24 protein-coding genes are annotated in these 25982 nt (G+C 55.4%); 17 read left to right on the top strand and 7 right to left on the bottom strand.

What is annotated here, in order from left to right:
• Positions 1–4 precede the first annotated feature (4 nt).
• Entirely contained in the window at positions 5–1519 is a 1515-nt protein-coding gene (locus Pan97_RS23025) for an FHIPEP family type III secretion protein (protein WP_144976727.1), read from the bottom strand.
• 506 nt (positions 1520–2025) lie between these two features.
• Between Pan97_RS23025 and Pan97_RS23030 the strand changes: the two genes are divergently transcribed.
• The 3 genes from Pan97_RS23030 to Pan97_RS23040 all read left to right on the top strand — a co-directional run bounded on the left by Pan97_RS23030 (position 2026) and on the right by Pan97_RS23040 (position 5797).
• Complete coding sequence (locus Pan97_RS23030) at positions 2026–3369, top strand: PhoH family protein (RefSeq protein ID WP_144976729.1); 1344 nt, start codon at positions 2026–2028, stop codon at positions 3367–3369.
• 153 nt (positions 3370–3522) lie between these two features.
• The gene (locus Pan97_RS23035; protein WP_144976731.1) at positions 3523–4623 is read left to right on the top strand and encodes an alpha/beta hydrolase; all 1101 of its coding nucleotides are present in this window, start codon (positions 3523–3525) and stop codon (positions 4621–4623) included.
• A 310-nt stretch (positions 4624–4933) separates the two neighbouring features.
• Complete coding sequence (locus Pan97_RS23040; protein ID WP_144976733.1) at positions 4934–5797, top strand: hypothetical protein; 864 nt, start codon at positions 4934–4936, stop codon at positions 5795–5797.
• A gap of 30 nt (positions 5798–5827) precedes the next feature.
• Here the strand turns inward: Pan97_RS23040 and Pan97_RS23045 are convergent, their stop codons facing one another.
• Positions 5828–7267, bottom strand: coding sequence for a leucine-rich repeat domain-containing protein (locus Pan97_RS23045; RefSeq protein ID WP_144976735.1), 1440 nt, complete (start codon positions 7265–7267; stop codon positions 5828–5830).
• A gap of 240 nt (positions 7268–7507) precedes the next feature.
• On the bottom strand, positions 7508–7930 hold the full coding sequence (locus tag Pan97_RS23050) for a hypothetical protein (protein WP_144976737.1): 423 nt from the start codon (positions 7928–7930) through the stop codon (positions 7508–7510).
• Between the two features lie 244 nt (positions 7931–8174).
• Between Pan97_RS23050 and Pan97_RS23055 the strand changes: the two genes are divergently transcribed.
• The 3 genes from Pan97_RS23055 to Pan97_RS23065 all read left to right on the top strand — a co-directional run bounded on the left by Pan97_RS23055 (position 8175) and on the right by Pan97_RS23065 (position 10650).
• Positions 8175–8810, top strand: a complete 636-nt coding sequence (locus tag Pan97_RS23055) for an adenylate kinase family protein (protein WP_144976739.1) — start codon at positions 8175–8177, stop codon at positions 8808–8810.
• A 206-nt stretch (positions 8811–9016) separates the two neighbouring features.
• Positions 9017–9874: a branched-chain-amino-acid transaminase gene (gene ilvE / locus Pan97_RS23060; RefSeq protein ID WP_144976741.1), complete on the top strand. Its 858-nt coding sequence runs from the start codon at positions 9017–9019 to the stop codon at positions 9872–9874.
• 80 nt (positions 9875–9954) lie between these two features.
• Complete coding sequence (locus tag Pan97_RS23065; protein ID WP_144976743.1) at positions 9955–10650, top strand: 3-keto-disaccharide hydrolase; 696 nt, start codon at positions 9955–9957, stop codon at positions 10648–10650.
• A 50-nt stretch (positions 10651–10700) separates the two neighbouring features.
• On the opposite strand, the gene Pan97_RS23070 is transcribed toward Pan97_RS23065, so the two are convergent.
• Positions 10701–11609: a hypothetical protein gene (locus tag Pan97_RS23070; RefSeq protein ID WP_144976745.1), complete on the bottom strand. Its 909-nt coding sequence runs from the start codon at positions 11607–11609 to the stop codon at positions 10701–10703.
• A gap of 187 nt (positions 11610–11796) precedes the next feature.
• On the opposite strand from Pan97_RS23070, the gene Pan97_RS23075 reads away from it, so the two are divergent.
• Positions 11797–12267, top strand: a complete 471-nt coding sequence (locus tag Pan97_RS23075; RefSeq protein WP_144976747.1) for an EVE domain-containing protein — start codon at positions 11797–11799, stop codon at positions 12265–12267.
• An 11-nt stretch (positions 12268–12278) separates the two neighbouring features.
• On the opposite strand, the gene Pan97_RS23080 is transcribed toward Pan97_RS23075, so the two are convergent.
• Positions 12279–13274 (bottom strand): 2-hydroxyacid dehydrogenase, encoded by a 996-nt coding sequence (locus Pan97_RS23080; RefSeq protein ID WP_144976749.1) that lies wholly within the window; start codon positions 13272–13274, stop codon positions 12279–12281.
• A 153-nt stretch (positions 13275–13427) separates the two neighbouring features.
• On the opposite strand from Pan97_RS23080, the gene Pan97_RS23085 reads away from it, so the two are divergent.
• The 9 genes from Pan97_RS23085 to Pan97_RS23125 all read left to right on the top strand — a co-directional run bounded on the left by Pan97_RS23085 (position 13428) and on the right by Pan97_RS23125 (position 22491).
• Entirely contained in the window at positions 13428–14045 is a 618-nt protein-coding gene (locus Pan97_RS23085; protein WP_144976751.1) for an HAD family hydrolase, read from the top strand.
• 96 nt (positions 14046–14141) lie between these two features.
• Positions 14142–15188 (top strand): TIGR03009 domain-containing protein, encoded by a 1047-nt coding sequence (locus Pan97_RS23090; RefSeq protein WP_144976753.1) that lies wholly within the window; start codon positions 14142–14144, stop codon positions 15186–15188.
• 172 nt (positions 15189–15360) lie between these two features.
• Entirely contained in the window at positions 15361–17559 is a 2199-nt protein-coding gene (locus tag Pan97_RS23095) for an NfeD family protein (protein ID WP_144976754.1), read from the top strand.
• 40 nt (positions 17560–17599) lie between these two features.
• Entirely contained in the window at positions 17600–18181 is a 582-nt protein-coding gene (locus Pan97_RS23100; RefSeq protein WP_144976756.1) for an NfeD family protein, read from the top strand.
• 70 nt (positions 18182–18251) lie between these two features.
• Positions 18252–19313, top strand: a complete 1062-nt coding sequence (floA, locus tag Pan97_RS23105) for a flotillin-like protein FloA (RefSeq protein WP_144976758.1) — start codon at positions 18252–18254, stop codon at positions 19311–19313.
• 24 nt (positions 19314–19337) lie between these two features.
• Positions 19338–19907, top strand: a complete 570-nt coding sequence (locus Pan97_RS23110) for a hypothetical protein (RefSeq protein ID WP_144976760.1) — start codon at positions 19338–19340, stop codon at positions 19905–19907.
• 221 nt (positions 19908–20128) lie between these two features.
• Complete coding sequence (locus Pan97_RS23115) at positions 20129–20863, top strand: class I SAM-dependent methyltransferase (protein ID WP_144976762.1); 735 nt, start codon at positions 20129–20131, stop codon at positions 20861–20863.
• Between the two features lie 132 nt (positions 20864–20995).
• Positions 20996–21913 (top strand): NAD(P)-dependent oxidoreductase, encoded by a 918-nt coding sequence (locus tag Pan97_RS23120; protein WP_144976764.1) that lies wholly within the window; start codon positions 20996–20998, stop codon positions 21911–21913.
• Between the two features lie 95 nt (positions 21914–22008).
• Positions 22009–22491, top strand: a complete 483-nt coding sequence (locus tag Pan97_RS23125) for a response regulator (protein ID WP_144976766.1) — start codon at positions 22009–22011, stop codon at positions 22489–22491.
• 5 nt (positions 22492–22496) lie between these two features.
• Here the strand turns inward: Pan97_RS23125 and Pan97_RS23130 are convergent, their stop codons facing one another.
• Entirely contained in the window at positions 22497–23783 is a 1287-nt protein-coding gene (locus tag Pan97_RS23130) for a PQQ-binding-like beta-propeller repeat protein (protein ID WP_144976768.1), read from the bottom strand.
• A 66-nt stretch (positions 23784–23849) separates the two neighbouring features.
• On the bottom strand, positions 23850–24503 hold the full coding sequence (locus Pan97_RS23135; protein WP_144976769.1) for a CerR family C-terminal domain-containing protein: 654 nt from the start codon (positions 24501–24503) through the stop codon (positions 23850–23852).
• 125 nt (positions 24504–24628) lie between these two features.
• Between Pan97_RS23135 and Pan97_RS23140 the strand changes: the two genes are divergently transcribed.
• Positions 24629–25981 carry an efflux RND transporter periplasmic adaptor subunit gene (locus Pan97_RS23140; RefSeq protein ID WP_144976771.1) on the top strand — a complete coding sequence of 451 codons (1353 nt, stop codon included), beginning with the start codon at positions 24629–24631 and terminating at the stop codon, positions 25979–25981.
• Position 25982 lies beyond the last annotated feature (1 nt).

Genomic DNA, 25982 nt, shown 5'->3' on the forward strand with positions numbered 1-25982 from the left:
GACGCTAACGTGGCCGACGTGGGGGCAATTCTTCCGCGATGTGATCGGAAATCTTGCTCTTGGCCGGACGATACGTGGTGTCTTTCGCGATCGCTGGGTGCGGACTGCGCTTCATTGGAGTTTCCAATGCACCGACTTCTTCCGGCGAGACGATCATCTGCCAGTAGATTTCCGTTCCCCGCGGAACCTCAGCCAGGCTAAGGACTGCGATCTGCGGGAAATGAGGCGATAGGATTTGCCACAAGCGATTTCGCAGATCGGACGAAACGATGACTGCCACAGGTCGCTGCTGTTCGTCGAGTCGCTGAAAGGCTTCTCGCAGGACATCGACCAGACGTTCCATCCAGCCGCGCACATTCCGTCCGGCATCTTCGTCACTCATTTGCAGCAGAGGGGCTTCCAAGTCGCGATCGAGACCGATCGCATGGACTTTCCCGTCGGAATCGATGTAACGCTGGACCAACTGTCGGCCCAGGCGGACGCGAACCATGGCGACCAGCGTTTCGATGTCTTGGTTGCGGTGGCCGTGCAGAGCGAGAATCTCGACGATGCGGGAGAAGTTCTTGATGGACTCTCCTTCTTCCAATAATCGCCGCAAAACGGCATGCAACATGGACACTGTCATCGGACTCGAGCGAATTTCGTCGAATTCGCCTGGCGAACGTTCCCGCAGCCGTTCGAGCATTTCACGCACGTCACCGAGCGTCAAAATCTCGTGGGCGTGTCGCCGCAGCGTCTCCTGCAGATGCGTGATCACCAGCATCGAGGGATCGATAACCAGGTAACCTAGCTGTTCGGCTTCCTGCTGCTGATCGGAGGTAATCCAAATGCCAGGGCCGCCGAAGGTTGGATCGATCCCGCGTACGCCTTGGAGCGTTCCGCTGGAGGTACCCATGTCGAGGGCCAGGTACTGCCCAGGCCCCAACCGACCACGAGCGACCTCGCACTGATCGATGAGGATCCGATATTCCTGATCGCTCAAATCGAGCGAATCCCGCAAACGCAACCGAGGTATGACGATCCCCAACGAATCGGCCAGATGACAGCGAATCGCTGAGGTCCGCTGCATGATATCGGTCGACTCGGGATGCACGAGTTTGACTAGTTTCTGCCCTAATTCCAGGGTCAAACGGTCAACTTCGAGAAACGCTTCCCAAGGTTCCTGAGTGGACTCTGGGGGCGAGGCGACTTCATTATCGACGACCGGTACTGGCGGCTCCGCATGAAACTCCGGCAGCACCGGAACGTCTAACAGTTCGTCATCCGCGCAGCGTATCGCGACAATGTGATGAAAATGGACCAAGGCCTCCGAGCCATCCGCATGGGGTCCATCGTCACCGAAATCCGTCACCGAATTAGACCAAGGGGCATCCTCGGACTCTTGCGAAGTCGAGGCATTAATTAGACGGACGCAGTCTTCGTAAACTGCGGCCAATTCTCCACGTAAGCGAACGTGGCCAAATGTCGATACATAAACTTCCCTGCCGATGTAACGAGCCAGAATCGACGCATAATCCATTGAGAACCTTTCGTCTCAAAAGGTGCACGACTTGGATCTCGCAACCATCCGCGAAACCGCTTCCATGTATTGCTCGATTGTAGGCACTGCCCCCAATTGGCGGCAACTCAAAGACCGGAGTTTTTCGATCTTTGTTCTGTCCACTTGGGCAGACTTTCCCGAGAGGCAAAATTCTGGCGAAGGTTCCGCAAAGTTTCTCCTAAGTACACGTTACGTCACTGGCGCAATAGTTCTAAGTGCTAAAACAGTTCGAACCTGAGAAACAGGGATATGTCCAGTGAGGTATAATCGAATAAAGCACGGAAATACTCAGAGGCGGCCATTTCCTGCAGTTCTCCTATTTTCCTGAAAATGCTACCGCAAGGAAAAAGCGGGCTTTTCCCAGGATGGCGCCTCGGTCACAATCCAGCTAAGCAATGGATTGTGACCACAAGGGACGCACAGTTGCCCTTCGACTTGGCATTTCACTTCTCGCGTGCCCATGGTCCCGTGCAAACGGAGAACGCATGATCAGTCAGTCGGTGCAGACGCAGTTGAAGCTTTTCGTTCTCGACACCAACGTTATCTTGCATGATGCAAGATCGTTCCAAAACTTTGAGGAGCACGATGTGGCCTTGCCCATCACCGTCCTCGAAGAACTGGACCGGTTTAAAAAAGGTAACGAGGACATCAATTTCCAGGCCCGCGAGTTTCTTCGCCAGATCGACCAAATGACCGGTGATCTTCTTTCGGAAGAAGGGGCAACTCTCGGCGAAGAACAAGGCCGGCTCAGGGTCATCATCACCAACGAATTGGACGCCCGGCTTCATCAAGTTTTTCTGCACGACTCGCCTGACAACCGTATCCTGAACACAGCCCTTCACCTGCAGCGTTACGTCCACGATCGTCGCGTGATCCTGATCACCAAGGACGTAAACCTGCGGATGAAAGCCAAGAGCCTCGGCCTGCAAGCCCAGGACTACATCAACGATAAAGTCGAGAGTTTCGACAGCCTGTACTCGGGACGCCGAATTCTCGAGAACATCACGACCGAACAGATCGATCGTTTCTACCAGGACTCTGGCCACGTTCACCTGGAAGACTTCCCCGAAGTATGCGACCCGATCGCGAACGAAAACTTCGTCCTGCGAAACGGATCGAAGTCGGTCCTGGCAACCTTCAACCGCGAAGATCAAATTTTGCGGCGAATTGAAAAGTACAGCCCCTACGGCATCAAGCCCCGCAATGCCGAACAGGTCTTTGCCATCAAGGCCCTGATGGACGACAACATCAAGCTGGTCACCCTGGCTGGTAAAGCGGGTACCGGTAAAACGCTGCTCGCTCTTTCGTCGGCATTGGCCTGCTCGTCAGCGTATCGCCAGATTTTGCTGGCCCGACCGGTGGTTCCCCTTTCCAACCGAGACCTCGGCTACTTGCCGGGCGATATCTCGGCGAAGATGGATCCGTACATGCAGCCGCTGTTCGATAACCTCTCGGTGATTCGGCATCAGTTCAACGACACCGACAAAGAGGCCCAGCGCATCACCCGCATGCTGGAACAGGAAAAGCTGGTCATCACGCCGCTGGCCTACATCCGCGGACGCAGCTTACAGCGGATGTACATGATCGTCGACGAGGCTCAAAACCTGACCCCGCACGAGGTGAAAACGATCATCACCCGGGCGGGCGAAGGAACGAAAATCGTCTTCACCGGCGACATCAACCAGATCGACCACCCGTACCTGGATAGTCTTTCCAACGGTTTGTCGTACATGATCAACCGCATGAAAGGGCAGGACTTATACGCTCACATCTCGCTCGAGAAGGGCGAACGCTCCGAACTGGCGGACATTGCCAGCGAATTGCTGTAGTGCAACTCGACGAATTACGAAGTTCACTTGAATGCCCACGCCCGTGCGTGGGCATTTTTTGTTGGGGCACAAAATAATACTTCCCCTCGCCCCTAAAGTCTGGCAAGTTAGTGTCAGACATGCCCTGCCCTTAGCCCGCCAGAGATCCCACCGATGACCGCGTTTCGCATCCCCCTCGCTCTATGCGCCGTGGCGTTTTTTTTCTCAGTCACCACCGCACAGGAAACTCCAGCCGAGAACAACGTCACCCACAGCTTTGAGCTTCTCGGCCAGCAAGTCGTCCCGGCCCAGATGTACCGCGCGATGACACCGCATCAGCACGAAGCGTGGCGGAAGAAGATGCACGCTACGGTCGTCGACTTATTGGGCGAAATGCCCGAGGCCGTTCCGCTGGAAGTGAAGTGGGCCGAAGAGGAGAAGTTCGAGAAGTTCACTCGGCATAAGATCTACGTTCGCACCGAGCGGAACTACTGGGCTCCCGTCTATTACTTCGTGCCGCACGAACTTCAAGGGAAGACGCCGGCAATGGTCTGCCTGCACGGGCACAGCGGCATCGATCCGTACATCCGCCTGAACGAAACCCCGGCTCAAAAAAAGAAGACCGACGAGAGTGCCCTCGATTATGCGGTCTACATGGCCGAGCACGGTTACATCACGGCGGCGATCGTCGTACGAGGTTGGAATGAAACGGTCGGTCGACAAGACTACGGCATCGAATCGCCACCGCGAAGCTGCCACGAGACGACGATGAATGCCTTCTTGATGGGGATGACGCCGCAAGGAATTCGCTGCTGGGATGCCATGCGAGTGATTGACTTCCTACAAACCCAGGACGAAGTCGATGCCAAGCGGATCGGCGCATGTGGCTTATCCGGCGGTGGTACGCTGACCATGTATCTGCCAATTCTGGACGAGCGTGTGAAACTGGCCATGATCGCCGGTGCGTTCTCAGAGTACCGCACGTCGATCTACGCCATGCATCACTGCATCTGCAACACGCTCCCAGGCATCATGCGTGAAGGGGAAATGGCCGACGTGGTTGGCTTGCACGCCCCGCGACCGGTCCTGCTGATCAATGGCATCGACGACCCGATCTTCCCGATCGATGGTGCCCGAAAGGAATACGCACGCCTGAAGAAGGTCTACGAAGTGCTCGGGCAAGACGAGAACCTTGACGCTGACTTCTTTGCAGGGGGGCACGCCTGGTCGAACAACAAAACGCTTGCGTTTCTCGAGCAGCACTTCGGCCGGTAGACTAGCTCCCATCTAGCAGCCGAGACAATTTACTTGCCCGGATACTCCATTCGCTTCGCGAATGCTTCCAGGAAGTGTCGCAAAGCAAGTATAATCAATCCGATTTCGTTGGCATTTCCAGGCATAACTGGAGTCACTGGGCGAGTTGCCGAGACGAACTCGCGATGAATTTCATCAATTCTCGCTGATTCCTAGCAACCAAGTTCCGCTTCGACCGTTAATCATTCCGTGCACCTGATCTGATGGCTTGATAAAGAAGACCAAGCTCGATCCTTTTCCCACAATCTAACTATCCTGAGGAAGGCTAGCGATGGCTCCTACGATTCCGACGGTCCCCAGCAAAGACGGTGAAGTTAACAAGTACAACTTGTTGAGCATTCCCGTGAATACGCCTCGCTTGTACTACGTCAACGGCATTCGTAACAGTGCCAAAGACCATGCCCTGACGGCATCGCTGCTTTCGATCGTATGTGAGCATCCGGTCTATGGTGTTTACAACTTGTCGAACGGGGCAATTTTGGACCTGGGTCAGTGCTTGTTGGATTACACCCAAAATGCCAGTGCCCGGGTATTTGGAAACCGGAAGCTCGTCCCTGGCAAGATGCTGCGAGACGATGAAGTCAAGAAAATCGTCGATGAGACGGTCAAAGGCGCGTTCGTCTGGAACCAGGCAACGGTTACGCTGTTTCGAGAAGTCGCGAACAACTATGGTCGCAACACGCTGATTGTCGCCCACAGCCAAGGGAACCTGATCACCTCGAACGCATTGTTCATTATCGAGCGCGTCTTCGGTTCGGCAGCGCTGAAGTACGTTCGTGTCTACTCCCTGGCCTCCCCATCGCCGGCCTGGCCGTTGGGACTTCGCTATACCAACGGTGGCGGCGGCCGACAGGAGAACGCTTTCATGAACGACCTGGTCGCCCTACTTCGCCCCCACAATCTGGCCGCCAAAGTAGGTGTATCCCGCTTTCAGAATGCCGGTGATTTCCGCACCCATGCCGGGTCCGGCGTCGTCGGCATTACCCCGCACGGCGTGAATGAAAACATTGCCCTCAACTTCCTGAAGTCGATCCGGACCGACTTGGGCAAATCGAAGGAATTCCCGCCAGACTTCCTCGAAAAGTCGAGCCAGAAGGCCGAAGACGCGATTAAGATGATTGGGGTGAATAAGTAGCTCTGGCACGAGGCGCTAAGCTACGATCTTTCATTTCGAGTCAGATTGAATATCACAGTTGGGCAGTGCCTTCTTCAGTTGGGCAATACTATCTTTCGTGATCACCGATCCGGAAAGATATAGCAGACGCAACTCTTTGAGCTTCGCAAGCTCCTTAATGCTGTCGTCCGATACTGGGGTGTCGCTCAGATCGAGGACCCGTAACTTCGACATCTGACTTACGGACTTCAATCCTTCTTCACCAATGTTGGAGTGCCCGAGACTCAACAGAGTCAGGTTGTCCAGGCTCGCCAGTTGCTTCGCACCCTCGTCCGACAAAGGAACGTGATCGAGGGTTAACTCTTTCAGCGTCTTGATCTGGGCAATTGCTTTCATTCCGCTGTCGGAGATGGGCGCGTGACTGAGATTCAACGTTTGCAATGGCACATCGGAAAATGCATCGAAACCAGTACCTGTTACCTGAGTACGAATAAGTTTCAAATTGTTGAGATTTTTCAGGTCGGACAGTTTCGCCAGTCCTGCATCTTGGACCTTGGTTTCACTGAGTGCGAGTTCCTCGAGTTGATCAAGACCGCCCAGGTGTGACATCCCCTCGTCAGTCACGCGGGTTCCACTGAGATAAAGCCTTTGAAGCCGCTTCTGTTTGCCGACGTCTTCTAATCCCTGGTCGGCAATCTTTGTCGCGCTGAGGCTTAAATTTCGCAGGTTCGGAAAGTTCTCCAGCGTTTTCGTACCGTTGTCGGTTACCTGGGTGTAATCGAGGTCCAGGCCTTCAAGTGCCTCACGTTTTCCCAACTCCTGAAGTCTTTCGTCGGTCACCGGACAGCCCGAAAAGAGCAATTGTTGAAGCTTCTCACATGGCTTCAACTCGTTTAGCTTCTTCCCTTGAACCTGAGTGAACCTCAAATCCAGGGCTTCGAGATCTTTCAGTCTAGAGACATAGACAAAACAATCGTCCGTCACCTCGGTGTTCCCCAGACGGAGCGCCCTAAGCTGGGGAAAGTTACTCAGGGCTTCGAGCCCCTTATCTTGGATCGACGAGTTCGACAAGTTGAGGACTTCCAGATCCTTCACGTGCGTCAGTTCCGCCAACCCCTGACCGCTGATCTGGGCATCGACCAGATTGAGTGCCCGCATGTTCTTCTGTTTCGCTAGTTCGGCAACGCCCAGGTCGGTGATTGAGTTGCTGATCGACGTGAATGCGAAGGGGAAAGGAACAACCGGCATCTTCTTGATATCAGCGTCGGTCGAATCCAATTTGAGCCCAAAGAAATGAAACTTAAGCGACGGAAACCCATAGCACTCACGATACTCATGCATGCCGCCAATCGCCTCGAATGCCTTGATAGTGGCCTCCAGTTGCGGAGGCATCGGCTCAGGAGACTGCGCGTTGTCGTCCCCCCATGCGCTCTTACCCACCACCAAACTTATCGCCAGCAAGAGACTCGCAGAGAAAAGATGCTTGCTCATACGTCACCACTGCGTTGCGCCGCCGGGAAAAAATGAAGCATCCAACCTGACGACTGAAAAAAGAAGAGTGAGACGCCAGTATGAGACCACGCCGATGGGGGTTCAACGATTTCGCCGGATGAGCGCAAATTAATCAGAGAATTAACACGCAGGGAAACTGCTCCGCATTACCAGCCATCCAAGATGATGTACTCGAAGTCGTCGAGTGGGCGAGACATCACTCAATGCCAAACTATTTGTTTATTGCTCAATTTCAGTCGAGTGTTCTGGCAAATCAAAGATGCTTTGCTCGTGCTCGACAACCCTTGCTACGCCGCTACCTCCCATCACTAGCAGCCCAAGCAGCCACAGATAATACCCGAGATATCTCTCCGTTACGCCTGGATGATCTTCGATTAGCAGGACGAAAAGGCCAAGCAACAACACGAAAAACATCCCCACAGTTAAGCACTGAAACGCTTTCTGTTTCGGAACAGAGATCAGCATCACGGTAGGGGCTAACAGATTCGCCAACCAGGCAATTCGGCAGTAGATAATATCGGTGGGATCTGGGTCGTAATCGGCTATCGGCGACAAACCCACCACGGCAGCCAGGCCTGCACATTGGAATCCCAACATAGGGCTGCCATGTTCTACACTTGGCAACGCCAGGCTGATCATCACAAGCACAGACCCCACTAATCCAATTCGTATCGGTATGCTCACTATGGCTGCCTCAGGGAATAACTCATTGCCGCTTAGCAAACCGCCGCCTGGCCTTGGTAGCAACGCACCTCACACTTTTGGAGATATCTCGATCTCACATTTCCCCCGTTTGCCAATTCCGCTGAGGCCATGAAAGCACTACAATCGACGACTTGTCTCAGAAAATACCCCACGACTTGATTGATTTCGCAAGGACGTCGCCATGCACAAGTATGTGTTCATGGGCGTACAGGGTTCCGGCAAAGGAACTCAGGCCAAATTATTAGAACAGCACCTCGACCTAGCCCACATCGGCGTCGGGGACATCCTGCGATGGAACATCAAGAACCACACCAAGTTAGCGGCGAAGATCAAGCGTATTCTTAACGCCGGGAAGCTGGTCGATGACGAAATCGTCGAAGAAATCGTCCAGCGCCGCCTGCAAGAGCACGATTGGAACTTCGGCTTTATCCTGGACGGCTTCCCCCGCAACGCCAACCAGGCCGCCTTTTTCCTAGAAAGTTACGATATCGACGCGGTCGTCCATATCGTGGTTCCGGACGAGGTGATCAAGAAGCGGGTCCTCGCTCGCCGATTGTGCGAAGATTGCGGGGTCGACTTTAACGTGATCGATCACCGCCCGAAAATCGAAGGGCGCTGCGATATTTGCGGCGGGAAACTGATTCGCCGGGCGGACGATACGGAAGAAGTCCTGGCCAATCGTCTGGCTGAATACCACGAGAAGACCAAGCCGGTGCTAGAGATCTTCCGCCGCAAGGAGTTGGTCGTCGAGGTCGACGGAACCCAGGCTGTCGACGTCGTTCAGGCCGAGATCCGAAAATCGATCAACATCATTTAGATTGCCCCCCTCTTGGGCCTCGGCAGGTCTTTCTGTCAAAACCTCTGGCGGGCCATGAACCTCGCCCCAATTCGACTGTCTGGCTGGAAGTATGAAGTTTAAAACTCCCGACCGGGAGACCTTTAGAGGGCTCTAGGGCAAGTTCACAAGATTAGGGTATAATGCGAGTTTCCACCCCACACTCCGAATCTCCCAGTAAGATACCCATGTCCGCGAAAGTCTATATCAACGGGAAGTTTTTCGCCCCTAACGAAGCTATGGTCAGTGTTTTCGATCATGGCCTGCTTTATGGGGACGGGGTATTCGAAGGTCTCCGCATTTACAACGGCAAGATCTTCCGCCTAGAGCAGCACATCCGCCGTCTTTATGACTCGGCGAAGGCCATTTGCTTGAAAATCCCGATGACGCCAGCGGAAATGATCGATGCTTGCCTGGAAACGGTCAAGCAAAGCGAATTCACCGACGGGTACATTCGATTGGTCATCACGCGTGGTGCCGGGACTTTGGGCCTCGGCCCGGAACGGACCGAGAACCCCCAAGTGATCATCATCGTCGACAAGATCAAGCTCTACCCGCAAGAGTTCTACGACAATGGATTGGCCATCATCACGGCCGCCACGATCCGCAACCATCCGGCGGCCCTCTCGCCACGGATCAAGTCGCTGAACTACTTGAATAACATCATGGCCAAAATCGAAGCCAGCAACGCCGGTTGCCTGGAAGCCTTGATGCTCAATCACAAGGGGGAGGTTTCCGAGTGCACGGCGGATAACATCTTCATCGTCCGCGATGGCAATCTGCTGACCCCGCCGACCGACGCCGGCATTCTGGAAGGCGTGACCCGCGACGTCGTTCTGGAACTGGCAAAAAAGGCTGGTATTCCGACCTTCGAGAAAACCCTCACGCGTCACGATATCTACGTTGCCGACGAGTGCTTCATGACCGGTACGGCCGCCGAGGTGATCGGCGTGGTGAAGGTCGACGACCGTGAAATCGGTGACGGCAAGCCTGGTCCGATCACACGAAAGTTGAAAGCGCTTTTCGTGGAACATACCATGAGCTAATGCATTTGGGATCTTCCTGAGCTTGCGCGGGACGTCCCAAGTGATGCCCACTCTCAACTCACTCCTGGAAGGTCCCACCCATGCATCGACTTAGCTTGTGTCTTGCCCTGCTCCTTTCCTTCGCGTCCACGTCCGCGCTGCGCGCCGATGAAGCCAACCAACTGACCGCTGAGGAGAAAGCAAAAGGCTTCGAACTTCTCTTCAATGGCCAAGACCTGGAAGGCTGGAAACAAAGTGGCAACTGGAAAGTCACCGATGGCGTCATCGAGCGAACGGGTCGCGGCGGCGATATCGTCTACGACGTGAAGCCCATCCCCGACGACTTCGAGCTTCGCTTCCAATGGAAAGTCGCCCCTGGCAGCAATAGCGGCGTTTACTATCGGCCTGGCCAATACGAGTACCAAATTCTCGATAACCAAAAGCATCGCGACGGCAAGACCCCTGACACTTCCGCCGCGTCTCTCTACTACTGCATCGCCCCTTCGCATGATGCGACGAAAGAGCCAGGCCAATGGAACACCGGGCGAATCGTCTGCCAAGGAACCGTCATTCAGCATTGGCTCAACGGCGAGAAAGTGGTCGACATCGACTACACCAATCCGGAGCTTGCCCCACAAATTGAGAAGCTGAAAAAACGAGGAGCCGATGTCGCTGCTCGCGGAGCGAAGCTGAAACTTCAAGACCACGGCGACCCCGTCTGGTACCGCAGCATCAAGCTGCGCGAACTGGACGGCAAGGAAGAACTCGACAAGTCGCCTCTCAAAGAAAAGAAGTAGGAAGGTCGACCGCCGATGCACGCGGTCTATCTTTCAATGATCGCAACCGACTAGGCCGCTTCCCCTTCGCGGATTTCCTTCGCGGCCTCGTCGGCGGTGGCTGGCTTGATTTGCGTCTCGAGTTCGGCGATCTCCCCTTCGAGGTTTTCGATCTCGCGCTGTTTTTCCTGGATCAGTTTCCTCAGCGTTTCAATCTTCGCCTCCGGCGTCATGCGGGCCAGGCGACTGATCACGTCCATCGCCAAGAGACCTCGCCAGACTCGCAGGGCCAAGCCACGCATGCGGTACACACGCGTCGCCCTGGTTACCTGTTGCAGACGCACGAGTTGCGTCACGCGGAATGCCCTGAGAAAGGCGACCAGCGGCAGACAAATAATGAGCAAGTCGACCCAGTGCGTCTTCAAGTAAAGCATCTTCTTGTCGACGATCGAGAACATCACGATGAATTCCATCGTGAATGCCAGCCAAGTAATGCTGTAGCCTGTCTCGACCACTATCTGCAGTGGCCGTGAGCCTTCCAGTTGCGCGGCCCAGACGAAATCAATCGCCAGCAACGGCAGGATCATCACCGCCACGATGATCATCGGCACGCTCAGATCACGCTCGACCTCCTCGTGCAGGTCTTCATCGATATGTCGCCACCCCAAGATCGGCAGCCACATTCGCGAGCCATCTTCCATATCTCGTCGGGCCAGACGCAGCGGCGGCAGGACGCACGCGTAAAGCGTTTTCCACTTGCGAGGGCTATCGATGGAAAAATGCCAGAGCGATTCGGCCCAGAAAATGGGATACATGGCCAGCGTCAGCCAGAAAAAGGCCATCAGCCGCGGAACATAAAAGTGTTCTTCCCGCGTCATGAACTCTTGGACCGTGAGCGCAAAGAACGTAAGCATCGCCACGGTCGCCACGAACATGGGAATGGCTAAGATTTCGTCGCTTTTTTGCGTCCTGCTTTTCAATTCCGACTGCTCTGATTGGGTCCGCGATAAGAGAAGGTGTGACGTTTTCCCGCATTGCAGGCAACAAGTCAACCTCGGCTTGCGCCCCATGACAAACAAGGCTTGCGTCGTTTATTCTAGCGGTTCATCGTGAAACATGAAAATCGCCGACGCTGGCGGCCCAATCCCCAAGTGATAGCACGAAAAGATGAATTACTGGTTAATGAAAACAGAGCCAGAATCGTACTCGATCGATGACCTGGCTAAGGAAAAGAAGAAGACCACCTTCTGGTCTGGCGTACGTAATTACCAGGCTCGGAACTTCATGCGGGACGACATGAAGAAAGGGGACCTAGTCCTCTTTTATCACTCCAATGCTAATCCGCCGTCGATTGTCGGCGTGGCGGAAGTCGTGAAGGAAAGCTATCCCGACTTCACCTCGTGGGACGAAAACGACCATCATTTCGACCCCAAAAGCACACCGGAAAACCCACGCTGGTTCATGGTCGATATCAAGCTGAAAAAGAAGTTCCCCGAACCGCTGGGCCGCGATCAGCTTACTGGCGTGAAGGCGCTGGCCGACATGGAACTGATGCGCAAAGGCTCGCGTCTTTCCGTTCAGCCGGTGAAGAAGAAAGAGTTCGAGGCGATTTTGAAGCTGGCGAGCGTGACACTCTGAGTGCCGCGACACTAGGTCACTTTGACTTCGTTCGACAGCTCTTCTCCAGCAGCGAACTCATTCAGATTTTGCACCGTCACCTTGGCGATTGCCGCCAAGGCGTTTTGCGTGAAGAAGCCCTGGTGCCCCGTTACCAATACATTGGGAAAGGTCACCAGGCGGGCAAAGACGTCGTCTTGTATGACCGACTCCGACTTGTCCTCGAAGAATAGCTCGGCTTCTTCCTCGTAAACGTCGATCCCAAGCGAGCCGATCTGTCCTGTCTTCAGACCGCCGATCGCGGCCTTGGTATCGATCAAACCGCCGCGACTGGTGTTGATGATCATAACTCCTGGTTTCAGCTTGGCGATCGCCTCGTCGTTGATCAGATGCTTGGTCGCCGGAAGCAGCGGACAGTGGAGCGAAATGATGTCGCTTTGAGCGAGCACCGCTTCCAGCGCCGCGTACTTCACGCCTATTTTCTGGCAGTCCTCGGCCTGGTGCACGTCGTAGGCGAGCAGTTGGCACCCAAACCCATGCATGATTCTGGCGAAAATCTGGCCGATCTTTCCGGTGCCGATGACGCCGACCGTTTTGTCATGCAGATCGAATCCCAAGAGACCACCGAGCGAGAAATCCCCTTCGCGCACCCGGTTGTAGGCCTTGTGATATTTGCGGTTGAGCGTCAGGATTAAGCCGACAGCATGCTCGGCGACCGCATAGGGACTATAGGCCGGCACCCGGGCAACTTGGATACCTAGCTCTTGGGCGATGGGAAGATCGATGTTGTTGTACCCCGCACACCGCATGGCGATCAGTTTCGTTTTTCCCTCGGCCAGCTTTTGCAGCACGCCGGAAGAGATCTCGTCGTTGACGAAGCAGCAGATCGCCTCAAAGGGAGAGGCCAGCGGAGCCGTGGTTTCCGTCAGGCGGGGCTCAATGAAGCTCCACTGAATATCAGTCCCATCGGCCGCAGACAGGAGAAAATGGCGGTCGTAAGATTTCGTACCAAAGACAGCAACTTCCACAGACTTTCCTTTCAAGTCTTGTCCCCCCGGGGTGAGAGGGTTAGGAGACAAACCAAGTACCCGCTTCACCAACCCTCACCCTAGCCCTCTCCTTTGGGAAGGGAGTGGGGTCAGGATTATACTTCGCACTACTTCCCAACACAGTGATTCACCATGACCGCACTATCCCATCTCAAAGGCATCATCTTCGACATGGACGGGACCCTGGTCGACTCGGGTCTCGACTTTGCCGCGATGCGGGTCGAGATGGGGCTGCGGCCAGGCATCCCCATCTTAGAGCAGTTGGGCGAACTCTCCCAAGCCGACCGCACGGCGAAAGAAGAGATTCTTCATCGCCACGAATTCGAGGGTGCCAAGCGGGCTTCGATGATCGACGGAGCCGATCGACTGCTGCAAGCGTTGGCCAAGGAAGGGCGCCCCATGGCGATCGTCACGCGCAACAGCACCGTGACGACCCGGCATACGTTAAGTTTCCTGAACATTGGACACTACTTCGACATCGTCATCTGTCGCGAAGATGGTCCCCATAAACCAGATCCGTGGGCGATTCTCGAAATTTGTCGACGCTGGAAGTTCACCGTCGACGAGGTCGTGATGGTGGGAGATTACGAACTCGACATTCAATCGGCCCAAAACGCAGGCTGCCCGAGTGTCCTATTTACCGAAGGGAAGGCCCCGTCCAGCGTCGAAGGAAACGAGCTTGCCACGCATGTTGCAACCCATTTCGACGAGCTTTATTACCTGCTAGCTCCGCGCGAAGATTCGATCTAGGTCGCATGCAGGCAATGTGATACGATCCAAGCTCGTTTCCCCATCGGCTGGGGCATCCCAGCCGTGTTTGGTCCCCCTCACAAGCGGAAATCCTCGATGAAGAATGGAATCTTCCTCGCGGCGTGCATGGCCATGGTTGGCCTCGTCAGCAGCAACAGCTTCGCCCAGGTCCAACCTGGCAACGGTCAACCACTGGGTCTGGCCCAGAATGGGCAACAGGCCAATCCGCAACAGAATCTACAGCCAGGCATGGTTGCCGGCCAGGCCCAAGCAGGCCAAGGTCAGATGCCTGTTCCGTTCCAAGTGACTCCACAGGAACAGAAATACATCGACGACATCCTGCAGTTCTGGGAATTCCGCAGCAAGAAGGTCAATCATTACGAAGCCAACTTCGAACGCTGGGAATACGATTCGGTCTTCGGCCCGGCCGACGCGCATAAGACCTACAGCAAAGGCGTCATCAAGTACGAACAGCCAGACAAGGGCTTGTTCAAAGTCGAATCGATCCAGCACTACACGCCACCCAAGGAAGCCGGCAAGCCTGCGACCTACGAATTCCGCCCGGCCGAAGTCCTCGAGCATTGGGTTTGCGACGGTGCTTCGATCTTCGAGTTCGACGTCGCCGCCAAGCAGTTGAAGGTTTGGCCTCTGCCGCCAGAGCAACAAGGGCAAGCGATCACCAATGGCCCGCTGCCGTTTCTGTTCGGAGCGAAGAAGGAAGAGATCAAGGACCGCTTCTATCTCCGCGTCTCCCCCTACCAAGGCAACAATCCCAACGAATATTGGCTGGAAGCCTGGCCGAAGCGTCCTGAGGATGCGGCCGAGTACCGCTACATCGATATCCTGATCGATCGGGAAGAGTTCCTACCGTTTGCCATCTCGGTGTTCGATCGGAACTACAATCCCAATGCCACGCCGCCGAACATGCCCAACTTCTCGCGGACGGTCTATCAGTTCTCCGACCGTAAGACGTATGAAGCAGGAGGTCTGACGGCCGGCCTACAAGCAATGTTCAAGCGATCGTTCTTCCAGCCGCAACTGCCCAGCGGTTGGCAGCGAGTCGTCCAGCAGACGCCGGGTGCCCAGCAACCAGGGCAGGGGCCGGCCAACGCCGTTCGCCCCAATCAAGCGATACCTCGGTAGCAGCTAGTTCGCCCAAATCGCCTTAATTCGCACAATATCCACCTTCTCGATTCCTTCATGAATTGGAAAGGTGGATTTTCTTTTGCCCCGTTTCGTCTCGCGCTATAATTCAGTTACTGAAGAATAGGAACGCTAATTCTAGCGCCCACTTCCTGCATAAATAGGTCCCCGGATGTCGAAAGCTCGCGGTACCTGGATCTGGTGGGCAGAAGCTTTTCTGCTCCTGGCTCTGGTCATGATCTCTCCCTCGGCAGTGCTGTCTCAACAAGACGAACTGGCCGCCAAGGGAGAGGACCAAGCACAACAAGGGGCGGCCCCCAAGCTCGCTGGCGTCCGCTTAAGGGTTCCGTTGCCGATTACGGGCACGGTGGATACCGACGTCAAGAAAAGCCTCCAGAAGCTCCTCTCACGGCTCACCGACAAGGATGAACGTCCGGTCGTCATTCTCGAACTGGAAGCCAATGCCGATGGCCAGTCGCGGGGCAGCGAATTTGAACGCAGCCTGGCGATTGCTCGCTTCCTGACTTCCAGAGAGGCGACTCGGCTCAAAACAGTCGCTTACCTGAAAGGCCCGATCGAAGGTCACGCGGTTCTTATTCCGCTGGCATGCGAACAGATAGTAATGCATCCCGATGCCCAGCTTGGCAACGCGGGAATCGATGAAGGCTCGATCTCCAATACGATGCGACATGCCTACGAAGAGATCGCCGGTTTTCGCAATGTCCTGCCACCTCAGCTGGCGCTGGGCATGCTCGACCCTGGGCTGGAAATCTACCGTGTGAATGATCGTCGATTTGTCAACGGCGACGAGTACGCCCAGCTCAAGGCCGACGGCCAGGTCGCGACTTCCGAGAAACTGGTACCACGCGGGCAGATGGCACTCTTCACCGCCAACAAGCTGCGACAAGATCTGCAGCTGATAAGCCATGTGAGCGAGAATTACCGCCAACTGGCGGCGCTGCTGGAAATACCTGAGAACCAAATCACTCAAGATCTGGGGCTCAACCGTGACTGGAAAGCGGCTCGCTTTGTTATGGACGGCGAGATCTCCAATCGCATGGTTCAGCGAACTTCTCTTTCCATGCAAGATGCCGTAACGCGTGGCGTGAATTTCGCATTGATTGAGATCAAGTCACGCGGGGGTGACCCAGTCGCTTGCGAGAACATGGTCAACTTCCTTCTCGGTTTGCCTGACACCGTCCACACGGTGGCCTTGGTCACCGAAGAGGCCTTGTCCAATGCTTCGCTGATTGCGATGGCCTGCGATGAAATCGCCGTTGCCCCGAATGCCAAACTGGGAGGCGAGGGGAGTTACCGCTACACCGAGCAAGGCCGAGCCGACCTCGAGAATTACCTCGCCAAGATTTCGGTCGAAGCGAACCGATCATGGTCTGTCTGGGGCGCCATGAACGACCCTGAATTGAAGGTCTTTCGATACCAGCGCGCTGGAACCACCCTCACGAAGTACCTTAGCGAGCGCGAAGCGACCGAACTTCCCGACCCCAACCAGTGGAAGCAAGGTCCGGAAATCACGCAGGCCGGCATGCCGCTGCAATTGACCGGCACCCAGGCACTCGACTGGGGCGTGGCCGACGCGAACGCAACCAGCGTGTCGGATGTGACCCGGCGGTATGGACTGCCGGACGAGTTGGAAATCCCCAAACAGAACTGGGCGCATCAGTTCATCGAGATCTTGGCGAAACCTGGCCTCGCCATGTTCTGTTTGTTTATCGGCGTGATCGCTTTGATTAGCGAGTTCAAAGCGCCTGGCGTGGGCATTCCGGGCTTCGTGGCCGTGATGTGCTTTGGACTCTTCTTCTGGAGCCGCTTCCTCAACGGTACCGCCGGCTGGTTGGAAGCGATGCTGATAGTCGGAGGCCTCTTCTTCATCCTGCTGGAACTTCTCGTGCTGCCAGGCTTCGGCATCTTTGGCTTGGGTGGTGGTGCGATGTTCATCGCCGGGATCGTTCTGGCCATGCAGACTTTTATCTGGCCGACAACCGATTACGAACTCGACCAGGTCCCTTACTCGTTGGGTACGATTCTGGTCTTATTTTCGGGGATGATCGCCGCGGCCTTCTTTGCGAAGCATGTGCTGCCGAGGACGCCGTTCTTGAATCAAACGATGCTCGACGCCCCGGATGACGAAACGATGGAAGAAATCCGCCGCCGGGAAACGATCGTTGATCTGACCCATCTGGTCGGCAACACGGGCGTGGCCCTCACGCCACTTCGCCCCAGCGGCAAAGCGAAAATCGGACATGAAATCGTGAGCGTCACATCCGACGGTGATATGATTGAACAAGGGGATAAAATTGTCGTCGTTCAAGTACGCGGCAACTATGCCATTGTTCGCTCGGAATCGCAATGATTTGTTCGCCTGACATCCGAGCTCCTGCGAGGGATTGTTTATGTCACCGATAACCATCGCCCTGATTCTGCTCCTCTCGGGATTGGCGTTTATCGTCCTCGAGATGTTCATTCCCTCGGGGGGCGTCCTGGGATTTATCGCCGCCGTGCTGTTAGTGGCGGCGGTCGTTTATGCCTACCTGAAGTGTGACATCGCAGTCGGCACCGCATTCCTCGCGGCCGCGGTAATAACCGTTCCAATAATGATTGGGATCGCGATACGTGTTTGGCCCCATACCCCGTTGGGGCGTATGATCTTGCTCGATTCGGCCACGGAAGAATACGTCGACTCCCACGCAAGTTCCGGCCATACCGAACTGGTCGGCCGCCGAGGAATCGCTCGCAGCAATCTGCTTCCCAGTGGGGTCGCCGAGATCGACGGCAATCGCTGGGACGTGATTATCGTGGGACCAGCAGCGGATCGCGGGGATTTGATTGAAGTTGTGGAAGTCGAAGGGAATCGAGTTCTCGTCGCTCGCGTCGACGAATCCGAGGAGGCTCCCTCCCCGGCCACTGAGGATGCAGCAGCGGAATCGCTGACCAGCCGTAACGACGAAATCTTTGAAGATGACCCCTTTGCTTGACTTTCGCGGTCAGAATGGCATAACTGGTGGCTGAATCAATACCCATGCCGTCGCGGTAAAAGAACACCCCATGCAAAACATTGTTGAAATTTCTCTGCTTGCCGACTGGTGGACGAACCTGGTGATCATCGGCATGCTGGCCGCCGCGCTGGTCATGTTGATCATTATTGGGATCTTCGCGTTTTACTTCCGCCTCTGGATTCAATCGATCTGGACCGGGGCCGGAATCACGATCTTCGACTTGCTTGGCATGTCGTTTCGAAACGTGAACGCCAAGATGATCGTCCGCGGGAAGATCATGGCCGTTCAGGCCGGGCTCGGTGATTCGTCTGGGATCACCACCAAAGCACTCGAAGCGCACTACTTGGCCGGCGGCAATGTGCCTCAGGTCATCAAAGCGATGATCGCGGCCAACAAAGCGAAGACCATTCAATTGACGTTCCGCGAAGCCACCGCCATCGACCTGGCCGGCCGCGATGTGCTGGAAGCCGTTCAAACGAGCGTCTATCCCAAGGTGATCGACTGCCCCCCACGCAATGCCAAACGAACCTCGCTCGACGCAATGGCCAAGAATGGCATCCAGCTGAAAGTGAAAGCGCGCGTCACGGTGCGAGCCAACCTGCAGCGGCTGATTGGTGGTGCCACCGAAGAAACGATCATCGGGCGTGTCGGGGAAGGTATCGTTAGCGCGATCGGCTCGGCCGAATTCCACTCGGACGTGCTCGAAAACCCCGACCTGATTTCCAAGGCGGTGCTGTCACGCCGCTTGGATGCCAACACCGCATTCGAGATTGTTTCGATCGATATCGCCGACATCGATGTGGGAGAAAACATTGGCGCTCGGCTGCAAGCCGATCAAGCAGAAGCAGACACGCAAGTTGCTCGGGCACGTGCTGAAGGTCGCCGTGCGATGGCCGTGGCCGAAGAACGGGAAAACCTGGCCGAAATCGAGAATGCTCGTTCGGCTGTCGTCGATGCCGAATCGGAAGTTCCCAAGGCTATTTCCGAAGCCTTTCGCAACGGTCGTTTGAGCATCATGGACTACTACTCGCTACGAAACGTGCAGGCCGATACCGACATGCGGAAGTCGATCGCTCTTTCCAGCAGTACTGGCACCACATCGAATAAGTAAGCCCCATCAACTGGGACATCATTTGTGGGAATTTGGAACCTACTAGCCGACGTCGATGCCGTTGAACTGCTGATCCGTATCGGCGTCGTGGTAATCTTTATGGTCGGTCCCTATTTGCTTCAATTGTTAGGAGGGAAAGCCGTGCAAGACGATCGCGGACAACGTCGCAGGCGAGAACCTCAATCCGACCTGGAACGAGAGATCCAAGATTTTCTCGAACAAAGCCGAGGAGGTGGAAACGCCTCCTCATCGCGGGTACCGGCTCAGTCGGTTGAGGACCATCATGACGAAGAGTTTGTCGAAGCGGAGCCAGCTCATGAGACGCTTCGAGATCATCATCTCGAATCGCAGATTGATGTCGCTCACCCGGAAGCCAATAAGCCCGTAGAACGCCAGCCTTACGCCATCGAGGCGATGGTCCACCAGGAACATCAGTACGAAGAATCCGAGTCCTATAACTACGACTCGGACTCTTCCCAATCATCGCCAAACGCTGGGGCCGCAATCGCTGCCATGTTCCGCGATCCCACTCAGGTACGCAACGCGTTCATCCTAGGCGAAATCATGTCCCGCCCACAGATCCCTCGCCGGTAATGCCATTCGAATTCAACCGATCTTCTGCGATCGGCTTTTCTAGTTGTATTGATTATGCGGCCTGCTTTTGATTTCTGATCCGCAGCCAGGGGAGTCAGAAATTTTGTCGCTTGAGACTGCCCAAGTGCGAATTAATCTGGATCGAGTAGGTATCATCGGCCTTCGCTGTCGGCGCTGCTACGAATGGCCATCGCAAATCACATCATCGAACCGGCAGTTCCATGGTTTCCAGTCCTATTTCCTTCCATACCGTCGACGCCTTTCCTGCCTGGAAACGTGCGGAGACTCGGCTTCGTGAACTGATCGAGACCTATCAGCCTCAATCGATTCTGGAAATCGGTTCGGGCGCCAACCCGACGTTGCCGGTTGAGTTCGTGCGTTCGGCCTCGTTCACCTACACGACCAACGACATCAGTGCCGAGGAACTCTCGAAAGCCGACGAGGCGTACGAGACGCTGCAGCTTGACGCCTGCCGAGAAGAAATCCCGCTTAGCGTCCATGGTGCTTTCGACCTTATCTACAGCCGGATGGTGAACGAACACGTTCAGAATGGAAAGCAGTACTACGAGAACATCTACTCGATGCTCAAGCCAGGCGGAGTGACCGCCCACTGTTTCTCGACCCTGTACGCCTTGCCATTTCTGGTGAACTGGCTGATGCCGGAATTCGTCAGCGAACGCATCCTGGCGATCATGGAACCTCGTGATAAACACCAACACGACAAGTTCCGCGCCTATTACAGTTGGAGTCGCGGTCCTTCGATGAGCATGGTTCGGCGTTTCGAATCACTGGGTTACCGCGTTCTCCGGTACGATGGCTTCTTCGGTCACAGCTACTACCGAAAGCGACTTCCTTGGATCGATTCGCTTGAAAAGACCAAGGCCCGGCTTCTCAGCAAGTATCCCATTTCGGCACTCACCAGCTACGCGTTTCTTGTACTGCAGAAACCCGAGTAGCGACCTCGAATTGTGCCGTACCGCTCCGATGCGTGCGGTTGCCGCCTCTGGGGCTAAAGGGACTCGGCATGCTGTGTTACAATTCTCGTTGCACTGCATTGCTTCATCCCTCCAGCAGGTAAGGCCTCTACCATGCCAAGCATTGAGATTGTTCCGGGAAAAACCAAGATCGGCTGGATCGGCACCGGCGTCATGGGTGCCAGCATGTGCGGTCATCTGATCGACAAAGGCTTCTCGTCAACCGTCTACAATCGCACTAAGGAGAAAGCCGCCGGGCTGCTCGCCAAAGGTGCGCAGTGGGCCGATATACCTAAGCAAGTAGCGGAAGCGAGTGACGTGGTATTCACGATCGTTGGTTTTCCGGCGGATGTGCGTGACGTCATTCTCGGAGACGATGGCGTCCTGGCTGGCAGCAAGCCTGGTAATATCATCGTCGACATGACGACCAGTGAGCCGACCCTGGCCATTGAGATTGCCGAAACGGCCAAAGCGAAGGGCGTTTACAGTGTCGACGCGCCCGTCTCCGGTGGTGACATCGGTGCGAAGGAGGCTCGACTTTCGATCATGATCGGAGGAGAAGAGGAAGTCGTTACCGCGCTAGAGCCCTGCTGGGAAGCAATGGGCAAGACGATCGTTCGCCAAGGCGGGCCTGGGGCAGGGCAGCATACCAAGATGGTAAACCAAACGCTGATCGCCACCGGCATGATTGGCGTCTGCGAAGCGCTACTGTACGGCTATAAGGCGGGCCTCGATTTAGAAACGGTTCTGCAAAGCGTCGGCTCCGGTGCGGCCGGCAGTTGGTCACTGACCAATCTCGGTCCGCGTATCATCGATAACAACTTCGATCCAGGCTTCTTCGTCGAACACTTCATCAAAGACATGGGGATCGCTCTTTCCGAAGCCCGCAAGATGGGAATCGCACTACCAGGCTTGGCTCTCGCCGAGCAGCTTTACCAGGCCGTGAAAGCCCAGGGGCATGGTCGACTCGGTACGCATGCGTTGGAGTTGGCACTATGCCAACTGAACGACATCGATTGGAAAAACCGCTGACCCTGCGACTTTAACGGTTATAAGGCCAGCCCCGGCCAAAAACGTTGTCTTTTCGCAACCGTTGCGTTTTGACAACGCTCGTCTGGAGGGAATGCTTGAGTACACGATGGACTGTACGCACCGGCGAAACGCAAACAGGGGGCAGGATAATGATTGCGGATGCCATTCCTCAAATGGAAGAACTCACCGACTTTCAGCTGCGCGGTGAGGTTCTCATTTGCGATGATGAGCCAGATATATGTGAGGCTTTAGCTCACTTCGTCAAGAAGCGAGGCTTCGAGCCAATCGTTACCCATCAGGGAAGCGAATGCGTCCGACTCGCTTTCCAAGAGCGGCCAATGGCCATTCTTCTGGATGTGAATCTTCCCGATTCCAATGGGCTGGATGTTTGCTCGCAATTGACCGATGCGGAGCAGACAAGCGAGATTCCGATCATCATCCTTAGCGCCAACGGCTGCGAAGATACGGTCCGTCAGATTCGCCGTAGCGGAGCACGGTTCTACGTGCGCAAACCGTACGATCCCAACACGGTCGTCGCGATCCTGGAAAAGGCCGTCAACGACGCACAGGCCTGGTAGCCTGATCAGTCCTCGAGGCTGATGCACACCAACTCATTATCGCTGCGAGCAATCACGCACTGCTCGGCGAATGCTGGGTGGGACCAGCACACACCGTCGCGGCGCGAGAGCTGGTCACGTGTCGGATCAAGGATCTTCGTCCGGTCGATTTCGTCAAAACCCTCAGGCGACAGCCGGGCAATGATCAGTTCCCCCCGCTCGTTGAACATGAAGTATCGATCCCCATGTTTTACAAAGTGGATCGTGCTCCAGCGTGCCTTAGGCACGGCCGTTTGATCCTCCCAGACGCGGTCGCCGTTTGACGCATCGAGACAACGAAACTGACCGTAGCTATCCACGCCGTAAATGTAGTCTCCCTCGAAGACCGGCGTGCTGATGATGGAATGGAGTCCGTCGGTATCGTTTTCCGAGCGCCCCACGCGATGCCAGAGAACCTCGTATCCCAACTCGTCTGGTTTGATTCTGAGCATCAGCGCCCCATCGTAGAAAGAAGTGAGAAACACGCGATCGCCGTGAATAACTGGTGTCGCGACACCGATCGGCATATTGCGAGGCGCCCAAGGATATCGCCAACGAACGTCACCATCTTTAGGATCGAGTGCGGCAACACTGTCGCCGGTCCAGACCAGCACGGTGGGACGCCCCGCTTGCTCGATCATGATGGGGGAAGAGTAACATGCGCGATCGTTCAACGCCCGCCACTCTTCTTCACCACTCTCTTTATCCAGTGCAATCACGCAGGCACCATCGGCCCCACCTATCTGCAAAATCAACAGGTCACGCCATACCAGGGGAGCTGCCGCGATTCCCCAATTGGGCATCCGAATCTTGTAGTCTTTTTGAAGATCTCGCGACCAGATTTTGTCCCCGGTGATCGCATCCAAACAGTGCAGATGCCCCATCGCTCCTAAGGTGTAGACATTCGAATCATCGACCAACGGACAGGCCCGAGGGCCGGCCGTATAGCCGATGTTGGAATAGGGACACGCATATTCAAAGCTCCACAACTTCCTCCCGTTGGCCAAGTCGACGCAGTGGACGCGTTCCTTCTGCTCAGGCTCGACGATGCGATCGGTCACATAGACATAACCATCGGCAACCACAGGCCCGCTATAGCCAGCGCCGATGGGAACGGTCCACTCGCGGCGGAGACCCTCCTCCGGGAATTCACGCAAGATGCCTCGTTCTCGCCAAACGCCATCGCGATTCGGTCCCCGCCACTGCGGCCAGTCATCGGCCAGGGTGGTCGTGCAGATCGAGAGAAGGATCCCAACGCAGGCAAGTCGTCGCATGCTTTCACTCCCAGGCAAACATGAGATAGGCAACTGCCAGCAGCCTGAAGCATCGCCAGGATAAAATCAAGCGGAATCTGCTTGTTTTCTTTGGAGAATCGCTGCGGTCACGATCTGATAAATGTGTTCGGCCACACGATCGGCGGTTAGGGCCTGCAGTTCATCCTGTGAGATGAGCATATTGATGATTGGTCCCGCCATTTTGTAATGCATACACTGCCCTACAACGCTAAACGCGAACATGTGCCGATCCCCCTCCGGCGTTCCCTCGGGTAAAAGCTCCTTCAAGATGTCGTTTAATCGCTCGAAGTGAGGACGAATGAATTCATGAACGATGTCCTGGGTTGCCTCCGAAGGATCAGCCATTTCGCGAAAGATCAGCAAGTGCTTGTGATCGATTCGATCCTGGGCCGACATAGCCATGGTCACCATCTGGCGAATGAAGCCCTGCAAACGAACCTCTGGGGCGATCTCGGGACTATCTCCTGGCGGAATGAAGCCGCTGGGGGCCATTGACCGGTGCCGAGCCCGGTGGGCTTCTTTGACCGCCTCGATATAAAGGCCCTTTTTATCCTCGAAGTAGTATTTCACCGCGTTCACGTTCACGTCTGCCTTACCGCAGATACGGCGAACCGTACCATGATCGTAGCCATGCAGGGCAAACTCCTGAATGGCTGCTTCTAGCAGGCGCTGTTTGGCGTCAGGCGGTGATGAACTCATGAATTTTCAGATCTTGCGATTGTTTTTTTAGGATTACGGAGATACCATCGAGTTAAACGCGTGTTTAATACTAACGTAGCTAATCAAATTGGCAAATTGTCCGTCCTCTCATCTGAGAACGCTCCATGTCGAAGTTTTCCGGCATTTTAAAGCTAGTCCTGAAATCTCTCATCTCCCTCTGCTTGGTGGGAGGTGGTGTCGCTGCCATTATCCTCTTGGGGAAAGCGAAGACCGAGTCGGACCAGCCACCGCCGGAGGACATCCGGCTTGTCGAAATCCAAACGGTTCAGCCGCATGATTCCGGGATTACGTTTGAGGTCGGCGGGGTCGTCGTCCCCTATCGCGAAATCAACCTGGCCGCCGAAGTCGCTGGCAGGGTCATCGAAAAATCCGACAAGCTCCGCATCGGACGAACGGTTTCCGCCAAAGAGCCGATCGTTTTGATCGACCGTCGCGACTATGACTTGGAATTGGAACGCCTGCAAGAGGAGCTGGAACAGGCCGAAGACAACATCGCCGAAATGGACGTTCAGATCGCCGCCGCCGAAGGTCAGATCGAGTTGGCTTCTGAGAATCTCGTCATTCAGACGCGATCAACCGACCGCATTCGCAGTCTCGTCACCCGTAATGCCACGACGGAGTCGAGCCTGGATGACGCCCTACGAGCGGAACTCAGCGCCAAGACCACTCTGCAAACGCAGCGCGATCAACTAGCTCTGCTGAAAGCGACCAAGACGCGGCTGGAAAACGTGCGTGATCGCACGAAATCGGAAATCTCTGCCGCCCAGTTACAACTCAGTCGCACGACGATCACCTCGCCGATCGATGGAATGGTTGTTGAGGACAACGTCGAGCAAGACAGTTATCTGCAAAAAGGGACGGCCATCTGCACGATCCGTGACACCTCAAAGCTGGAAATAAAATGCAGCCTGCAAGCTCACCAAATGAAGTGGCTCTGGGAGTCGTCAACCGGTTCGACCGAGACTAAGAAACGTGGCGCCTACGAGTTGCCAGAAACACCGGTCACCGTCAGCTACCGCATTGGCAACGAGGTTTACGTCTGGGACGGAAAACTTACGCGCTACGATGGTGGCCAGATCGACCAACAAACGCGAATGATTCCGTGCCGCGTCCAGGTCGAAGAGCCTCTTCAGGTCAAACGCATCACCGACAATGGAGAAGTCGACACCTTGGTCGAGGTTCCGACGCTCATGGTGGGCATGTACGTTCAGGTCGACGTCCACGTCAACCCCAGAAGTCCGCTAGTCGCCGTCCCGATTCCGGCTGTTTATCCAGGCAATCGACTATGGGTTGTCAAAGACGGAAAGTTACAACGCCGAGAAGTTGCCGTTGCGGTCAGTAGTGGAGACGAAGCCTTGGTGTATGCCGGAGAAGGGAAGATTCAACCTGGCGAACAGGTCGTTGTCTCCCCCTTGTCGGCTCCCTTCGACGGCGCGAAAGTCGAGGTAATTCAGTAGC

It is taken from the genome of Bremerella volcania, from assembly GCF_007748115.1.
Lineage (GTDB): Bacteria > Planctomycetota > Planctomycetia > Pirellulales > Pirellulaceae > Bremerella > Bremerella volcania.